Source organism: Sphingomonas sp. 35-24ZXX (assembly GCF_000786215.1).
GTDB lineage: Bacteria > Pseudomonadota > Alphaproteobacteria > Sphingomonadales > Sphingomonadaceae > Blastomonas.
The window spans coordinates 44413-59076 of sequence record NZ_JROG01000004.1 but is presented as its reverse complement, the minus strand read 5'-3'; the positions used below and the strand labels follow the sequence as shown (position 1 = coordinate 59076).

Sequence of the window (14664 nt, the reverse complement as noted above, 5' to 3'; positions counted from 1 at the left end):
CGCCGCGCTGCCAGCATCGAGCCCATTGACTAGCTTGGCCACTCATCCTCGCGCCAATCGCGTGACGTGTGGATGACGCGCAGGATGGCCACCGTCAGGCCATGATCAGTCAGGGTATAGGCGATGATATAGGGAAACTGCCGCACCGACTTTTCGTAGGTGCCCGCAATCCGACCCGGATGACCGGTAGCAAATTCTCCCAATTGCTCGCCGGTCTTGTGAATGGCGCGCCCCACCCTTTCGGCCGCATCAGGATCGTCTGCGGCGATATGACGAAGCACCGCAAGATAATCAGCCTGCGCCCGCTCCGACCAGACCACCTGCCGCATCAGCGTTTTGCTCTGGCCTCGCGAGCTTCCGCGATGATGGCCTCAGCGCGAGCGACCACCTGCTCATGCGGGATGACGCGGCCTGACTCCACATCGGCAAGACCCTGCTGGATGCCTTCGATAATCTCCAGCTCCCGATCCACATAGGCAGAAAGAGCTGCGGCAGCGAGATAGGAACGGCTCCGGTCGGTGCCCTTGGCAAGGCGAGAGAGCTTGTCGCTGACGTCCAGTGGCAACCGGATCGTCATGGTTGTGCTGGTCATACGTCCCTCTTGTGTTCACGTGTATACAAGCTAGCACAACCATGGGTTGATCACAATCACACCGTCATCGACGTGCCCCTGTAGATCCGCGCACGGTAGCGCGAATCCTGTGCATCGGGCAGCGGGGCGCCGACCAGCAGGACCGCGCGGGCGAAGCGCTTGAGCTCCTCCTGATGCTCGACCGCGTTGCGCGGTTCCTCGGAGCGGATGCGGCGGGTGAGGTTGATCTGGTTGGTGGGCACGTCGTGGACCAGCCGCTCGTTTTCGACCGCCAGCGTCGCCGTGAACGCATGCAGCGTCGTCTTGACGAAATTGGCGAGCGCAAACGCGGGGCCGCTCTGGCCGAAGGGCACATCGGGCGAAACCAGCACCAGCTGGCAGCCATCATAGAGCGAGGCCTTGCGCCCGATGCGGAAATGATGCGTGAGATTCTCCTCGCACAGATCGCGGAACTCCTCCGGGGCCAGCATCGCACCATCCTCGAACAGCCGGTCGGGCAGACCCGCCATCGGGGTGGAGACGACCGTCGTGGGCCGTCCGAAGTCGGTCAGCGCTTGGTCCATCGCGCCTTCGATATCGGCACCGCACACGCGCACCGTCACCTTGTCGGCGACTTCCTTGTCCAGCACCGCCAGCACGCCGGCACCGCCAGCCTCGCTGCGGGTGAGCAGCACCATGCGCGCCACGCCCAGACCGCCGATCAGATGGTTGGCGGTTTCCGCGATATAGTCGGCCAGATGCTCGCCGATCACCCAGACGGTGGTGCCCTTCATCCGGTCGAGCCGCTCCTGCTTGGGGCTGCCGAACATCTCGCGCTCGGTGTACGAGCGTTCGACGCTGAGTCCGCCCGACGGCATGAAGGTCTCGCCGCTGACCGCGCGATCGGCAAGGTAGAACACGGTTGCCTGGGCCACTTCGCTTTCCTTGGGCATCGCGCCCAGATGCAGCTGCGAGAGCACGCCGCGCCCGACCTTGTCGGCCTCCTTGCCGATGCGGTCCTGCGGCAGATACGGCATGTCGTCGGGCGGCGTCACCATCAGCCAGCCCGTCAGCCCTTCGGCGGTGCCGCTGCGCTCCTGCCAGTCAGCATTCTGCAGCAGATAGCCGGCCGAGCGCAGCCGCGCGAGCAGCCGTCCGGCGATGTCGGGGGTGAGCAGATAGCGATCCCAGGTACAGATGCCGTCGCCCTCGCGCGCGAGCTCAAGGCACAGCAGCCGCAGCGGGTCGGGGGTCGAACGATCATGGCTGAGATAGCCGGTGTCGTTGCGCGCCAGTCGGCCGAGCACATGCGTCACCTCCGCCCCCTCGCGGATCGATTCGATCACCGCAGCATAGATCGCGTTGAGCCGCTTATTCTCGAGGATCAGGCGCGCGCGCCGCAGGAACAGGCCTGGCTTGCCGCCGGTGCCCGACAACCGGTCGCCATCGACCGGCCCCGGCGCGATCGCGTTGACCTGGATTTCGGGGCCGAGAAAGCGCGAGAAGCTTTCGACCATCGCGCGCTGCCCCGCCTTGGACACCGCATAATCGGCGCGGTTGGGATAGGCGACCGCGAGGAACTTTTCGCCGCCGAAATAGCTCGATACGTTGAGGATGTAACCGGAGCCCTGCCGTTTCATGATCGGCACGACATAATGCATCAGCAGATAGTTGCTGATCAGGTTGGCATCGAGCGTCCAGCGCCAGGTGTCGAGCGGCATGTCGATGACCATGTCTTCGGCGCCCGCGACCCCGGCGTTGTTGATCAGGTAATCGATCCGGCCGAACTCTTCCATCGTCGCGTCCGCTGCCTTGCGCAGCGAATCGAAATCGCTGACATCGACATTGGCGATGTACTTGATCCGCCGTTCGACGCCTGAAAACCCGACATCCTGCAGCTCGCCGACGATGCGCTCACGCGCGGCTTCCAGCTCGCTCTCGCGCCGGGCGACCATCATCACCTTGGCGCCTGCGAGCGCGAGCAGGCGCGCGACCTGGCCGCCGATCCCGGCAGAGCCGCCGGTGATCAGCGCGACTTTGCCCAGATGCAGGCCCGTGATGTTCTCGGCAAAGCCCAGCATCGCCTTGCGCGCGCCGGTTTCCTCGCCGATGTTGGCGGGCAGATAGAGGGAGGTCTCGGTGATCTTCTGTTCCTTGAACACGATCCGCGTCGCATGGCCTGCGGCAAAGCGGATATTGTCCTCTTCGGCGTTGGTGTAGCGGATGATCTGGTTGCCCCAGACCGCGCGCTGCTGGCGTCCGTGCAGCGCCTCGACCCGCGATTCATCGCGCCAGATGGTGATCAGCTGCGCGATCGCAGCGGTCATGATTCGTCCGAAACGGTCGCCATTGCCATCGGTAGGCGACGACATGAAAACGTAGCGCGGATCCTGCAGCAGATCAGTCCGCTGCTTCCAGTAACGCGCCAGCGTGCGTGCCAATGCGATTGCGCCGGACAATTCGACATCGAGCAGCAGGTCGACATCGGCATCGGTGGCCCCAGCCAGCGTTGCCGAGAACAGGTTGGACGCCTTGACCGGCAGGATGATGGCGCTGTTGATCGGGCCGTGTGCATCGGAAAAGGCGCGCAGCACCGCCTCCATGCCATCGGGCTCGGCGCGATTGAACCGCATGATGTCGATGCCCGACCCAAGCTCCTGTGCGCGCACCCGGGCCTCGGCTTGGGCAACATCGACCTGCCGCGTCAGCCCCAGCAGCACCCGCGCGCCCTGCAGCAACTGGATCCGCGCGATCTCGAGCGCATCTTCCCAATGCTCGCCGGCTGCGATCAGCACGTTGAGCCCGGTGCCGTCGAGCGAGCGCATCGACGGGCGGGTCATGTAGGTCGAGCGAGAATCCTTGCGAACCTCCATTCCGTGGGTGACGTCGATCTCGTTGCCGTTCAATGCTGCGGATTCATCGCTGGCAAGAAACAGGCAGGCATCGGCAATGTCGCCCGGTACCGGCAGGGTCTTGGCCGGCTTGGAACCGCCCATGGCGCGCTTCAGCGACATGCGGCCCATGAAATATTCCGCCGTCGCCCCATCGCCTTCGCCCTGCAATTTGTCCATCGACGCAAAGACGGTGCGGATGCGTTCGCTCTCAATCGGGCCTGGGAACACGGTATTGACCCGGATGCCTTCGGCCCCCAGTTCCTTGGCGAGCTCCTGGCTGAGCGCGTTCAATGCCGCCTTGGGCACCACATAAGCGGTGCGACCGTGATAGCGGGTGTGCGCAAAGATCGTCGAAATGTTGATCACCGATCCCCCCGCCGGGATGATCGGCGCGGCGGCCCGGGTCAGGTTCCAGCTGACGCCCAGCAGGTTGCGCATCGCATCGGCAACCGTCTCCCCGTCGCCGTTCGCTTCCATCTCGGCGCGGGTGAGCGGCACGTTTTCCAGCGTCTGCCGGGGCCCTGCAGAGCCTGCATTGTTGACCAATATGTCGATCCGGCCGAGCGCCGCCTTGACCTGATCGATCCCGGCACGCACCGATTCAGGATCGGCGCCGTCAAGGATCACGGTGAAGACCCGCGATTCCTCGACCCCGGTTTCGTCGAGCAGCGCCTGTTTCGCCGCCGCCAGCCTGTCTTCGGTGCGCCCGGTCATCACCAAGGTCGCGCCTTCGCCGATGAAGCGGCGGATGATTGCTCCGCCCAGATTGCCCGCAGCGCCGGTGACCAGAGCCACCTTGCCCGAAAGGCGTCCCCCGGTCCCGGTGTCCGCACTTGCGCCCGTCTTGGTCGCCTTGGTCTTGCTGCTCGTCATGTCGGTAATCCCCTGCCGCGCCGTGTCCGGCGGTTTATGGTTTCAAGTGTTTGATGCCGCCCAGTATTCGAGTAGCTCGTCGCGGCTGCGCAGGCCCATCGCGGGCAGCGCGTGGTTGACCACATAGGTCGCGCCGGTGTGCCGGTTGTCCCACATCGCCTGATGCGCCTCCGGCAGCCCGTCCCAATCCACCACCTGTGGTTCGGTGACCGAAAGCAGACCGCCTGCGATCATGTTGTTCATCATCGTCACCTCGTGCGCGTTGCACAGATGGGTGCCGAAGATGTTGGCGGTGGGCATGATGATCCGGCGCTGCCGGGTCCAGACCTGCGGCGCGTAGAAGGTGTAGCGGCGGCCCGCCATCTCTTCGGCATAGACCACGCGCCCGCCGAACGGCTTGACCAGCGAGGTCGAGACACCCAGCGAATCCTGTCCAGCGCGTTCGATCACCAGATCGGGCACCCCGCGCGGATTGCCGGGCGAGCCCAGGATGCGGCCGACGGCGGTGCCGAAGGGTTTCATCGTGTGCTGCTGATAGCTGCGCACGCCTTCCTTGAACCGTTCGATATCCGTGCGGGCATCGGGCAGGCGGGGCAGGCTGTCGGGCCAGAGAAACTCGCTATCGCGGCGCTTCAATCCTTCGAGGCTGATGATCCCCTCGACCGATTCCTCGAGCCCCAGCGACTGCAGGAACTCGCGCTGGCCATCGGTGGTGGTGACGATCACGGTGCGCGCCTTGTACAGCCGCGCCGCCTCGATCATCTCCAGCCCCAGCGGATCGGCAAGATCTCGGCTGCCCGGGCCGTAGTACAACAGCACCGATTCCCCGCCGCGCAAGTTTGCCCGCGCCAGCATGTCCGATGGTGAGGCGCTACCGGTCTTGCCCATGAAGGCGAAGTGATAGCCCGACGATGCGCCGTAGAACGCCAGCGTGCCGCCGTGTTCGAGCAGCTGGAAGCTGCGCGGGAAGGCGGTCTCGCCGGCATGGCTGACCACGAAATCGGCAAGCTTGCCCTCGTTGATCCGCCGGTATTCGTCGAGCAGCACCGCGCCATCGGCTTCCCATTGGCGAGCGGCATCCGGCTCATCCGGCACCGCCGTGAACAAGGCCGCAAAGCGCGGATCCTTGCGGTTGAGCGCGCCGACGGCGCCCTGTTCCTTGACGAACGCTGCGCGGTCCTCGCTGGAGACGAGGCCGGTCGCCTTGAGCCCGGACTTGATGCTGCTTTTCAGCGCATCGAGCCCGGTGCCGGTGGCCGAACCTTCGACGAAGATCGTCTTGCCCGGCACGATCTGCAGCGTGGTGAACAGGCAGCGGGTGATGGTGCCGAGGTTGAGCACATAGCTGCCCGCCTGTTCGAGCGTCAGATCGGGCGGCACGCGGTGCAACTGCGGCCCCTGGACGTTGAGGAACTGCGCGTGGCTGCCGGTCTTGGTCTCATAGCCCTGGATCGCGAACCCTGCGAACATCGGGTCGTCGCCCGCCTGCGGCGAGAGCAGATCCGAGGTCCCCGAATAGACGACCACCATGTCGCCGACGCGCAAGCGGCCCTCGCCCTTGACCTCGCTGCCCAGCGCCGCGACCAAGGCCAGACCGCCCGAACCGGTGATCTGCACATCTTCGTCATGGCCATCGAACGGCGAAACCGGGATGCCGGTCAGCGCCCAGATGTCGTTGAAGTTGACCTCGCTGGTCAGCATATAGACCAGCGCCTCGTTGGGCTCGGGCGCCACCACGGGCACGATATGCTCGCGCTCGTGAGACGCCGGCGGACCGAAACGGGGCGCGCCGGTATCGGGATCGCGGCTGATGCCGAACGCGAGCTGCTTGTGCGGAATCGCGGTGACGCCGGGATAGAAGGGCGCGCCAACCGGCAGCAACTGGCCCGATGCGATCATCTCGGCCTTCGTCGTCTCGTGCTCGCTGTCGATCCACACGCCATTGCGGCGGACCGGAAGCGGTGGGCTCTGCTTGTCCATGAACTGGCGGATGCCCGTCTTGCCGCCTTCGGGATCGATGATCGCTTCGGCGAAATGCTCGCCCTCGCGCTTGAGCCCCGCGGCCATGCCCTCGGTCCAGCCGGTGCGCACGGCGTCGAGCGCGCGGGCACCCGCCGGCCCGCGCCCTGCCCATTCAAGCTGCTTGAGGATGCGCTGGAGGAACGGGTCTTCGAGCACCGCTTCCAGATCGATATGCGCAGGCTTGGCCCAGCGCTTGGTCATCGCCTTGCGGTCTGCAAAGGCCTTGCCCAGCGGACTTTCCGCGCCATGCCGCGCATATTCGCGCACCATCGCATGCGCAAGGCTGAGCACGTCGTTGGAGGCGTCCGCAACCTGTTCGATCGCGCCGATCTCCAGCGCTTCGTCGGCGCTGATCGCGCGGCCACCCAGGATGAGGTCAAGCGCATCACGCAGGCCCTCGCCCGCGCGCCGTTCGGCAAGCAGCCGCGGCAGCCGCTGCGTGCCCCCATAGCCGGGGAGCAGCCGCAAGTTGATTTCGGGCTGGCCGAAGCGCGCGACGGGTTCGGCAATGCGGTAATGGCAGGCGAGCGCGAACTCCATGCCGCCGCCCAAAGCCACGCCCTGGATCGCCGCGATGCACGGCTTGCCCATCATCTCGATCTTGGCGAAGGCGAGCTGCGCATTGCTGGGCAGCACGCCCGCTTCCTCGACGCTGTTCACTTCCTCGAGCATCTGGCGGATATCCGCGCCCGCGACAAACGAGGCGGTGCCCTGGCCTGTGAACACCACCGCGATGACATCATCCTTGCGCGCGAGATGCTCGACCACGATCACCAGCTCGTCGATCGCGCGTTCGTTGAGCGCGTTGACCGGCGCGTTGGTGACGGTCACCGTCGCGACGCGCTTGCCGTCTCCCAGGGCGTTGTACTGGATCAGGAAATAGCGATAGCGCTCGAACAGCGCCTGCTCTTCGGCCAGCGTCTGCTTGCGCCGCCAGGCTGCGACGGCGCTCTGCAGCGCATCGATGCTCTCGGGATTGCGCAGCGTCGAGGTGTCGCCGATATCGCCGCCCTCGACGATCGCGCGGACCATGCGGCGCATGTATTTGCCCGATCGCGTCTCGGGAAATTCGGCGACCTCGAGGAAATCCGACGGGACCGCGACCGCGCCCTTTTCGGTCCGCACCAGATCGGTGAGGCGGCGGCGGTCGTCCTGCGTCAGCCTGCGGCCGGCAACAGCGGTGATGAAGGCGATCGGCGTTGCCCCCTTCTCGCGGTGCGGCGCGCCGACGACCAGCACATTGCCCACCGGCGAGCCCGGATCGAGCGTCTTGTCGCGCAGGATCGCGCCCTCGATCTCCTCGGTGCCGATGCGGTGGCCCGAGACGTTCATGACATCGTCCGACCGTCCGTGCAGCGAGAACGAGCCGTCCTCGTGGCGGATCGCGAAATCGCCCTGGGTATAGGCCCAGGTTCCACGCCAGCGCCCCCAATAGGTGGACGCGTAACGGGCGGCATCCCCGCGCCAGAGCGGGTTGACGCGGATGCCGCCCGACGCCGCTTCCAGCGTGAACTGTTCGGTATCGCCCCAGATGGTGCGCGTGAGATACGGATAGGGCAATGCGATGACGATCTCGCCCTTTTCGCCGTTCTTCGCGCGCCGCCACGGCACGCCGCCAGGACCGTCGCGCTCCAGCCCGAATTCGAGCGGCGGCGCATCGGCGTCCTCGACCCACACATCGCCGACGATCCACGGCAGAGGATAGGTGTGCGCATCGGCGCGCAGCGGAAAGTCGGTGTTGCCGTAGAAATGGGTCCAGGCGATGCCGCCATGCTCGGTCGCCCAGTAGCTGTTGATGTACCAGGGGGTCACGTGCTCCATCGCGAACGCCTGCACCGAAGGCGAGGTCGGCTCGGCGCAGAAGGTTGCGACTTTCAACGACGACATGTCGTAATTCTGGATGTCCTTGAGGTTCTCCGGATCCTGCATCACGCTCTTGAGGAAGGTGACGCCCGCCTTGAAGATCTGCACCTTGTGCCGCTCGATGATCGAGGCGAAGCGCCCGGCATGCGGGAACACGGGCGAGCCTTCGGTGATGATGGTCGTCACCCGGCACAGCAGCGAGCCTGCGATCAGATAGCTCTGGCCGGTGATCCAGCCCGGATCGGCGACGACGAACATGACATCGCCGGGCGATGCATCGAACGCCACCGGCATGGTCGCCGCGACGCCCGCGCAATAGCCGCCATGCACATGCACCACCCCCTTGGGCTTTCCGGTCGAGCCCGAGGTGTAGATGATGAAATTGGGATATTCCGAATCCACCGGCAGCGGCTTCGAGACCGCCCAGATCGCGCGGACGAAATCCGCATCGGGCAGCGCCAGCAGCGCGGCCTCGTCGGCCAGATCGAACCCGGCGGCGCGCGCCGCATCCAGGATCTGCGCGCTCGCCTCGCCGGTCAGATCATGGCTCCAGTGATCGCGGTTCGAATTCCAGACCAGGTCGGGCTGCGCGGTGTGGCGCACCACCACGACCGCATCGACGCGTGGCGGCGAATCGACGAGGGCAGACGCAATAGCCATGCGCAGATTGGCAGCCTGCGCGGCATTGAGCGCCGAGCCCTGCGCCAGATCGTCGAGCGCGCGGCCGACGCCGCGCATGACGTCGGAGCGTTCGACCGTGACCTCGCCATCGAGCAGTTCGGTCACCGCATCGGTGATCCGCGCGCACACGGCATCGCTCGCCTCAAGCGCCGGATCGTCCAGCGCGCCGGCCAGCAGCTGCATCGCGGTGCCGACACCGATGAAATTGTCGAGCGCAGGATCGGTATAACTGGTCTTGAACGGCACCATCTGCGCGTTGCGATAGCTGCCATCGGCGGTGATCACGATCTTCGCGCCGGCGTCGGCAATACGATCGGAAAGCGTCTTGTCGCTGAACCCGCCGAACACCGGCGTATAGATGATGCCCGCACGCTTGGCGCCTTCGGTCCAGTAGATCTGCGCGGGGATCGACGGCATGTTGAGCGCGATGCGGTCACCAGCCTTGAGGCCGAGCGCCGCCAGCGCCAGCGAGCATTTCGCCGCCTCGAGCATCAGCAGCTTGCGGCTCACCGGATAGCAATCGACCGGGCCGCCGCGCCCGTTGTCGCTCGACATGTTCCAGCGGTCGCCCTCGAAGATCAGCGCGGTCTCGTCGCCATGGCCAGCGGCCACGTGCCGGTCGACCTCGTTGAACCCGCTGTTGGTGAACGCGCCTTCGAACCAGCGCCAGTTGGGCGCATCATCGGCGTTGAGCCCGCGTTCCCAGGGCGTGTAATCGGCCGCAAGATCGAGCACGCGGGCTGCGCCCGTATCCGCGTCCCAGCCGGTCCAGCGTCCGGCATCCGGATCGAAAAAGCCCCAGGCGTGATGATCGGGCAGATACCAGCCAATCGCGCTGCGCGCCTGGCTGCCATGAAAGGCACCGGGATCGGCGATGCAGGCATTGCGCATCGCGGTCCAGCTGGCCGAATCGGTCAGCGGGTTGGCACGCGGGGGAACGGCGGGGGAAGCCACCACAGCAGGGGCGGTCAGAGGACGGGCCCGGACAGGCGGGCGTGGGAAATAGAAGGCATGAGTTCGCAGCTCTCCTGCCGTCCCGATCGATTACGATTCCCAAATCGCAAAACCGGTTCCGGCAAACGAAACAAATGTCTCCCAAGACAGGAATACCATAATGTTTCCAGGAACGGTAGGGGCTGCGTATCCCCGGCCGCTCAGCGCTGATGCCAGCGCCCCACTGCGCGGCTCACCGCCTGCATCAGCTGCATGCGCTGCGGGATGCTGGCCGTGGTTTCGGCCAGCATGACCGCTACGGCATAGCGGGTTCCATCGGGGGCGGTCATGATGCCGACATCGTTGTAGCCGGTCGAAACCGGGGGCAGATCCTGCCCCGTGCCGGTCTTGTGGAGAAACTGCCAGCCCACCGGAACACCCGCCTTCAGGCGATTCGGGCCGCTGCGAGTGCGGCCAAGCGTGTCGAGCATCAGACGGGTCGATGCCTGGCTGAGCAATTCGCCGCGCGCCAGCCGGGCCAGCGCATCGACTATTCCCTCCGGGCTCGCCCCGTCGATCGGATCGGCGACATAGGCCGAGAGCAGGTTGCGCCGCCGGTCCAGCGGCACGCGCTCGCGCGCGGCCTGGAAGGCGCGACCCGCCGACAGCTCCTGGCGCCATTCGACCCCCGCGATCGAGCTTTGCAGCAACCGTTCGCCGGGTCCGAAGCGAATGCTCGACAGCCCCTTGCGGCGCAGGAAATCGTTGACCACGCCCGGGCCGCCCGCGGTGCGCAGCAGCGCATCATTGGCGCTGTTGTCGCTGGCGGTCAGCGCATCGTTGATCAGGGTTTGCACGGTTTCGCGTACGGTGCCCTCGCGCGCCACGCGGCTCGCCAAGGGCTGGTGAAACAAGGTGAGATCGTCGTGGGTGATCGTCACCGGCGTGTCGAGCGACAGCTCGCCGCGATCGACCTTTTCGAGCACCGCCATCGTCACCCACAATTTCGAGACGCTCTGCTGGGGGAACGGCTCGCCGCCGCGCTGCCCGACGACCCAGTCGCCATCGATCCGCCGCACGGCGATTCCGGTCTTGCCGGGGAAGCCGCGCCACAAGGCCGCAAGCTCGTCGCGCAGCCCTTGCGGCACGTCGTTGGTCGCGCGCGGAGCCAGCGGCGGCGGCACCGCCTGCACGCGCGCGGGCGGCGGCGGCGGTGCGGGCCGGGCCACCTCGCGCGGCGCCGAGACGCAGGCGGCAAGCAAGGCCGTGGCCAGGACAAGGATCAGCTTGCGAGCAAACATGCGGCGGCTTTCTGGTCGGATGGAACGAACATCACGGGCTGGCACAGTCAGCATGTACCCGCCGTGAAGCGGCTTAACGCCGGGTTCCATCATGCGGGCCGATTTTGCGGTGAATGAGTCGATTCACGCGATGAAAGGCGCTTTGGCGCCAGTAAAGCTGAAATAATGATTGCCGCCCTGATCCCGATCCGTCGCCTGCAATTGCCATCCGGCGCTCGCCATGATCGCGCGATAGGCATCGGTGCCCAGCGATATCGATGCCTGTCCGGTCAGCGTATCACGCCATTGGCAGGGTTGTTCGGGCGCGCTGAACAGGATGCGCCCGCCGGGATCGACCGCCGATGCGATTCGGCGCAGCACCTTTTCCTGCGTGTCGGCCGCCAGCAGAAACACAAGGCCGATCGCGATTCCCGCATCGAACGTCTGGTCGAAATAGCGGCTGTCCTCGGCCGCTTCGCAGGCCACCGGGCATGCCGGGAACCGCCGGCGAAATTCGTCCGCCAACCGGGGCGAGGCGTCTATCCCCGACACGCGAAAGCCTGCGTCCAGCAGCGTGCGGGTCACCGGGTCGCCCGTTCCGCACCCGACATCGATGACCGATGCGGCTGGCGGCAATTGTGCCGCCCAGCGCCGGATAACCTCGACGCCTGCCGACGAGCGTGCGGCGATGAAGCTGTCGGCGATCGCATCCCATCCGTTCGAACGATCCATCACCGTGGGATGGGCCTCAGCGATCCTGGCCGATCACGGCGTCAGCACCGTGTCCTGCGCCACCGGCAGCATCTCCGGATAGTCGCTGTTATAGTGCAGCCCCCGGCTTTCCTTGCGCTCGAGCGCGCAGCGGACAATCAGATCGGCCACCTCGATCAGGTTGCGCAGCTCGACCAGATCGGGCGTGACGCGGAAATTGCCGTAATATTCCTCGACCTCGCTGCGCAGCAGCTCGATCCGGTGACGGGCGCGCTCCAGACGCTTGGTCGTGCGCACGATGCCGACATAATCCCACATGAACCGGCGAATCTCGCGCCAGTTGTGCTGGACGACGACCTCCTCGTCCGAATCGGTGACGCGGCTTTCGTCCCAGGGCAGGATTTCGGGCGGCGGACCCAGCTCGTCCCAGTGTTCGATGATGTCGGTGGCGGCCGCATCGCCGAAGACGAAGCATTCGAGCAGCGAATTCGACGCCAGCCGGTTGGCGCCATGAAGCCCCGACTGGCTGACCTCGCCTGCGGCATACAGGCCGGGCAAGTCGGTGCGTCCCTTGAGATCGATCAGCACGCCGCCGCAGGTATAATGCTGCGCGGGGACCACCGGGATCGGGTCGCGGGTGATATCGATCCCCAGCCCCAGCAGCTTGTCGTAAATCGTCGGGAAATGCCCCTTCACGAACTCGGGCGGCTGGTGGCTGATATCCAGATGCACGTAATCGAGCCCCAGACGCTTGATTTCGTGGTCGATCGCGCGCGCGACGACATCGCGCGGGGCAAGTTCGAGCCTCGGGTCGAAATCGCCCATGAAGCGATAGCCGGTGTCGGGGATCAGCAGATGCCCGCCCTCGCCGCGCACCGCCTCGGTGATCAGGAAGTTCTTGACGTCCAGATTATACAGGCAGGTCGGGTGGAACTGCATGAATTCCATGTTCGAGACGCGCGCGCCCGCGCGCCAGGCCATCGCGATGCCGTCTCCAGTGGCGCCGCGCGGCGCAGTCGAGAACAGATAGGTGCGCCCCGCCCCGCCGCTTGCCAGCAGAGTGGCCCGCGCGGTCAGCGCCTCGACATGACCGGTGGCGCGGTTGAGTGCATAGCAGCCCCAGATGCGCTTGTCGCCGACGGGGCTGGCGCGGTGCCGGTCGGCGATCAGATCGATCGCGACCATATCGGGCAGCAGGGTGATATTGGGGTTGGCAAGCGCCGCCCGTTCCAGCGCCTGCTGCACCGCCCAGCCGGTGGCATCATCGACATGCACGATCCGCCGGTGGCTGTGTCCGCCCTCGCGGGTCAGGTGAAGATCATCGGCATGGTCGCCGCTGCCGCCGTTGCGGTTGAAGGGAACGCCCAGGTCGACGAGGTTCTGGATCGCCGCGGGTGCATTCTCGACCACGAACTCCACCGTATCGCGGCTGTTCAGCCCTGCGCCGGCGACCATCGTGTCCTCGATATGGTTGCCGAAGGAATCGCCCTCTTCCAGCACCGCGGCAATGCCGCCCTGCGCCCAGCTGGTCGATCCGCCAGAGATGTCGCCCTTGGCGAGCACCAGCACCCGGCAGTGCCGCGCGAGGCTCAGTGCTGCGGTGAGTCCGGCCGCACCGGAACCGATGATCAGGACGTCATGCGTCTGGACACGCGCCATCGTTCAGGCCACCGCCTTGGTGAGATTGAGGAACACGTCCTCGAGGTCCGGCTCGCGGGTCGAGACATCGACGATGTCATAGCCCGCTGCGCGCACCCGGGTCATCACCTGGCCCGCGTTCAGCTTGTCCTTGCTGTAGCCGATCTCGATCATCCGGTCGGTAAGCTTGCTGACCTTGTCGAAATCCGGGTCGGATGGCAGCGCGGCGATGTCCTGGTCCAGCGTCAGCACGATCAGCTTGTCGCGCGCCATGCCGACCATTTCGGCGGTGGGCTTGTTGGCGATCAGCTTGCCGTGGTTGATGATCGCGATGCGATCGCACAGCTCCTCGGCCTCTTCGAGATAGTGCGTGGTCAGCACGATGGTGACCCCGGCGCGGTTGAGTTCGCGCACATAATCCCACAATTGCTGGCGCAGATCGATGTCGACGCCGGCGGTGGGCTCATCCAGCACCAGGATCGGAGGCGAGTGCACCATCGCCTTGGCGACGAGCAGCCGCCGCTTCATGCCGCCAGACAGCGTGCGCGCATAAGCGTCAGCCTTGTCCTCCAACCGCACCGCACGCAGCAGCTCTGCGGTGCGCCGGTGCGCCTTGGGCACACCGAACAGCCCTGCCTGCAGCTCCAGCGCCTCGGCGGGGGTGAAGAACGGATCGAACACGATCTCCTGCGGCACGATGCCGATCGACGCCTTGGCGTTGCGCGGATTGGCATCGATATCGAAGCCCCAGATGCTCGCCAAACCCGAGGTCTTGCGCACCATGCCCGACAGGATGTTGATCAGCGTGGATTTGCCGGCGCCGTTGGGGCCGAGCAGCCCGAAAATCTGTCCGCGCGGGACATCGAAGCTGACGCCGTCGAGCGCCAGCTTGTCGGGAGCCTTGCCTGCGCCTGTGTAGACCTTGCGCAGGTTGTCGATGGATATGGCAGCCTCTGTCACGCCGAGCGGATTAGCCGGATGACGATGGCAGCGCAAAGGGAAAGGTGAATTGCCCGCACCGTGTGCAGATGCAGCATGATTGCTGCCTAAAAATTACGCACCTGTTCGCAACTGCACAAATTTTGAACTCTGGCGCGCCAGGCGAATTCACGATTCATTAGGATTCACGGCTTCTGCGCATTTGGCACGTGGTTTGCGTAGCTTTCCTGCGGTGACGGGGCACAGCCTCGCAATAAAA

At 65.6% G+C, this 14664-nt stretch carries 8 protein-coding genes; all 8 read right to left on the bottom strand.

What is annotated here, in order from left to right:
* Positions 1-29 precede the first annotated feature (29 nt).
* Complete coding sequence (locus LI72_RS08525; RefSeq protein ID WP_033925510.1) at positions 30-329, bottom strand: type II toxin-antitoxin system RelE/ParE family toxin; 300 nt, start codon at positions 327-329, stop codon at positions 30-32.
* Positions 329-592 carry a CopG family ribbon-helix-helix protein gene (locus LI72_RS08520; protein ID WP_033925509.1) on the bottom strand — a complete coding sequence of 88 codons (264 nt, stop codon included), beginning with the start codon at positions 590-592 and terminating at the stop codon, positions 329-331. Before LI72_RS08520 ends, LI72_RS08525 begins: the two co-directional genes overlap by 1 nt.
* A gap of 56 nt (positions 593-648) precedes the next feature.
* Entirely contained in the window at positions 649-4338 is a 3690-nt protein-coding gene (locus tag LI72_RS08515; protein ID WP_052129668.1) for an SDR family oxidoreductase, read from the bottom strand.
* A gap of 42 nt (positions 4339-4380) precedes the next feature.
* Complete coding sequence (locus LI72_RS08510; protein WP_033926190.1) at positions 4381-9858, bottom strand: AMP-binding protein; 5478 nt, start codon at positions 9856-9858, stop codon at positions 4381-4383.
* A gap of 200 nt (positions 9859-10058) precedes the next feature.
* Positions 10059-11138, bottom strand: a complete 1080-nt coding sequence (locus tag LI72_RS08505; protein WP_033925508.1) for a serine hydrolase — start codon at positions 11136-11138, stop codon at positions 10059-10061.
* A gap of 123 nt (positions 11139-11261) precedes the next feature.
* A complete protein-coding gene (locus LI72_RS08500) occupies positions 11262-11849 on the bottom strand; it encodes a class I SAM-dependent methyltransferase (RefSeq protein ID WP_033925507.1) in 588 nt (195 codons plus the stop codon).
* 33 nt (positions 11850-11882) lie between these two features.
* The gene (gene nadB, locus LI72_RS08495) at positions 11883-13487 is read right to left on the bottom strand and encodes an L-aspartate oxidase (RefSeq protein ID WP_033925506.1); all 1605 of its coding nucleotides are present in this window, start codon (positions 13485-13487) and stop codon (positions 11883-11885) included.
* A 3-nt stretch (positions 13488-13490) separates the two neighbouring features.
* Positions 13491-14426: an ABC transporter ATP-binding protein gene (locus LI72_RS08490; protein ID WP_033925505.1), complete on the bottom strand. Its 936-nt coding sequence runs from the start codon at positions 14424-14426 to the stop codon at positions 13491-13493.
* Positions 14427-14664: the final 238 nt, after the last annotated feature.

What these genes read in the sequence shown, in the direction of transcription:
- LI72_RS08525 (WP_033925510.1), bottom strand. Translation starts at nt 329, where the DNA reads ATGCGGCAGGTGGTCTGGTCGGAGCGGGCGCAGGCTGATTATCTTGCG.
- LI72_RS08520 (WP_033925509.1), bottom strand. Translation starts at nt 592, where the DNA reads ATGACCAGCACAACCATGACGATCCGGTTGCCACTGGACGTCAGCGAC.
- LI72_RS08515 (WP_052129668.1), bottom strand. Translation starts at nt 4,338, where the DNA reads ATGACGAGCAGCAAGACCAAGGCGACCAAGACGGGCGCAAGTGCGGAC.
- LI72_RS08505 (WP_033925508.1), bottom strand. Translation starts at nt 11,138, where the DNA reads ATGTTTGCTCGCAAGCTGATCCTTGTCCTGGCCACGGCCTTGCTTGCC.
- LI72_RS08500 (WP_033925507.1), bottom strand. Translation starts at nt 11,849, where the DNA reads ATGGATCGTTCGAACGGATGGGATGCGATCGCCGACAGCTTCATCGCC.
- nadB (WP_033925506.1), bottom strand. Translation starts at nt 13,487, where the DNA reads ATGGCGCGTGTCCAGACGCATGACGTCCTGATCATCGGTTCCGGTGCG.